Source organism: Caldibacillus sp. 210928-DFI.2.18, from assembly GCF_020554505.1.
Taxonomy (GTDB): Bacteria; Bacillota; Bacilli; order Bacillales; family Caldibacillaceae; genus Caldifermentibacillus; species Caldifermentibacillus hisashii.
Genome location: NZ_JAJCHL010000161.1, coordinates 1 through 2,950 on the forward strand (window position 1 = coordinate 1; position 2,950 = coordinate 2,950).

The following is a 2,950-nucleotide window of genomic DNA, read 5'->3' on the forward strand; positions in this document are numbered from 1 at the left end:
GCAAGATTTCACATCAGACTTAAAGGACCGCCTGCGCGCGCTTTACGCCCAATAATTCCGGACAACGCTTGCCACCTACGTATTACCGCGGCTGCTGGCACGTAGTTAGCCGTGGCTTTCTCGTCAGGTACCGTCAAGGTACCGGCATTTCCTCCGATACTTGTTCTTCCCTAACAACAGAGCTTTACGATCCGAAGACCTTCTTCACTCACGCGGCGTTGCTCCGTCAGACTTTCGTCCATTGCGGAAGATTCCCTACTGCTGCCTCCCGTAGGAGTCTGGGCCGTGTCTCAGTCCCAGTGTGGCCGATCACCCTCTCAGGTCGGCTACGCATCGTCGCCTTGGTGAGCCGTTACCTCACCAACTAGCTAATGCGCCGCGGGCCCATCTGTAAGTGATGGCAAAAGCCATCTTTCCTTATCTCTCCAGGCGGAAAGATAATCTATCCGGTATTAGCACCGGTTTCCCGGAGTTATCCCGGTCTTACAGGCAGGTTACCCACGTGTTACTCACCCGTCCGCCGCTAACCAACAAAAAGCAAGCTTCTTATTGGTTCGCTCGACTTGCATGTATTAGGCACGCCGCCAGCGTTCGTCCTGAGCCAGGATCAAACTCTCCAAAAAAGAGTTGATTGCTCAAAATTAAAACTGACATAAATGGTTTTTTAAAACGCTTTGTCTTGTTCAGTTTTCAAGGTTCAATGTCCAACAGCAACACTCTTTATTATAACTATCTAGGTTGTTTTTGTCAACCCTTCATTTTAATTTTTTAAGAGTGACTGTGCATCTTTATCTATCAATCTTTATTATAGAAAATCAAAAACGACTTTATAAATATAACAAACATCATACCTTTCGTCAATCCCAAAATCGCAGGTAATATTTGGAATCTGCTTAGATTTATAATCTATATCACAAACTAATACGGTGAGAACACTCTTTTTATCAATAATAAATTATAAGTAAGAATTAACTATTAAAAGCAGAAACAATTAATGAACAACTTGGGTTTCTATCACAAATAAAATTTTATCATATCCATTAATAGTATCGTTTCAAAAACCCCAATTCAAATAATTGGGGCTAACTAATTACTTACAAAATTACTTTTCCAACAATTTCATAAACTCACGCATAAAAACCGGTAGATCCGGCCAAGCGTGTGCAGACACAAGATTACCATCAACATATGTTGTACGGTCTGTAACATAATTACCACCCGCAATTTCAACTCCTGGTTTACAAGCAATATATGCGGTTAAGGTTCGCCCTTTTAAAACATCCGGAATGGCCTCAAAGATGAGTGAGGCATGACAGATAGCTGCTATCGGTTTATTTGTTTCAAAAAAATGTTTCACAATTTGCTTTACATGTTCATCCAAGCGAATATACTCAGGAGCACGTCCGCCTGGTATTACCAAACCATCAAATTCACTTGGTTCAACATCTTTAAATTGAGCATTTGATTCCAATAAATAACCTAATTTCTCTTCATATGTATCCCAACCGGTGAAATCATGAATTACTGTTTGTAGTTTTTTTATAGAAGATGCTGAAATGGTTACTTCATATCCAGCCTCTAGCAACCTATAATATGGATAATATACTTCTAAAGCTTCCACCGCATCTCCTGCCAGTATTAAAACTTTTTTACTCATAGCTAACCCCTCCGTTTTATATTTTCACCATACACTTCCATTTTAACTAACTTGTCCAAAAGATTTTGTCGAATTTTGTGGTGTTTCGTAAACTTTTTGTCAATAGTAATAATTCATGGTAAGTTAATGATAGAGGTGTGTGGAATGCAAAAATTGCTGATAAAAGCTTTGAAAAATATTGGTGACCAAAGTCGAATAATTGAATATCGACGTGTTCCGGGTGGAGATATCAATGAATCATATTATGTACGGAGCCAAAAACATACATATTTTATAAAATGTAAAAAACATCCTCCCCAAAAGTTTTTTCAGCTAGAAGCACTTGGACTTGAAAAGATTAGGAAAACAAATTCAATAGCAACTCCACAAATATACGGTATTGGCGAGAGAGATGGCTATGGTTATTTAATGATGGAATGGATTCACGGCAAAAAAACTGGACAAACAGGTGAATGGTTAGGACGAGGTCTTGCAGAAATGCATAAACATAAGGGGCCAGGTTTCGGATTTCAAGAAGACAATTATATCGGGCTTCTTCCTCAAAAAAACAGCTACATCTCATCATGGATTGATTATTATCGCGAATTTCGTTTAGAGCCGCAAATTACATTAGCTGTACAAAAGGAATTATTACCGACATCAACACAGAAAAAATTAGATAAACTTCTTACACATTTAGATCAATGGTTACCAAAGGATTGTATCCCTTCACTATTACATGGAGATTTGTGGGGTGGAAATTGGCTCCCGGGATATAACGGAAAGCCATATTTAATCGATCCGGCCATTTTTTATGGACATCATGAGTTTGAAATTGCTTTTACAGAATTATTTGGTGGTTTTCCGTCCAATTTTTATGAGTCTTATCAAGAAGTGTTTCCATTATCACCAAACTATGAAGAAAGGAAAGCATTATATCAATTATTTTATTTACTTGTTCATTTAAATCTTTTTGGAATTTCATATTTATCATCAATTGAAAATATAGTAACAAGATATGTCGGATAAAAGGCAAAGAGGCTGTTGAAAAAAGTTGTTACATGAATGGAACAAAACAATCTTCATTCTATCGGAATTCCTGTAGATGAGACATTTTTGCGTAAGTCAGTACGTGTTGACATTTTAATTCCATATTATATTGTAGAAAAAAACATTTTCCAAAATACTTTTTTCCAAACAGCCTCTTTCCATTCCCGTTATATTTGCATCGCATCTTTAAAAATCTTTCCGTTAATACTCTGAAACTCCACACGACTAAAGTCGGCAGGTTCTTATCTACACAAACTTCTTCTA

At 37.6% G+C, this 2,950-nt stretch carries 2 protein-coding genes and 1 rRNA gene; 1 reads left to right on the plus strand and 2 read right to left on the minus strand.

All coding sequences use genetic code 11. The features are described from left to right. Both LIZ98_RS17190 and LIZ98_RS17195 read right to left on the minus strand, forming a co-directional pair. Nucleotides 1–623, minus strand: a 16S ribosomal RNA gene (locus tag LIZ98_RS17190); the annotation flags it as partial. Nucleotides 624–1,102: 479 nt separating this feature from the next. Further along, the gene (locus LIZ98_RS17195) at nt 1,103–1,657 is read right to left on the minus strand and encodes a DJ-1/PfpI family protein (protein ID WP_108898096.1); all 555 of its coding nucleotides are present in this window, start codon (nt 1,655–1,657) and stop codon (nt 1,103–1,105) included. Between the two features lie 144 nt (nt 1,658–1,801). Between LIZ98_RS17195 and LIZ98_RS17200 the strand changes: the two genes are divergently transcribed. Further along, on the plus strand, nt 1,802–2,665 hold the full coding sequence (locus tag LIZ98_RS17200; protein WP_041846712.1) for a fructosamine kinase family protein: 864 nt from the start codon (nt 1,802–1,804) through the stop codon (nt 2,663–2,665). Nucleotides 2,666–2,950: the final 285 nt, after the last annotated feature.

Coding starts and splice junctions, on each gene's coding strand:
- LIZ98_RS17195 (WP_108898096.1), bottom strand. CDS start 1,657: ATGAGTAAAAAAGTTTTAATACTGGCAGGAGATGCGGTGGAAGCTTTA.
- LIZ98_RS17200 (WP_041846712.1), top strand. CDS start 1,802: ATGCAAAAATTGCTGATAAAAGCTTTGAAAAATATTGGTGACCAAAGT.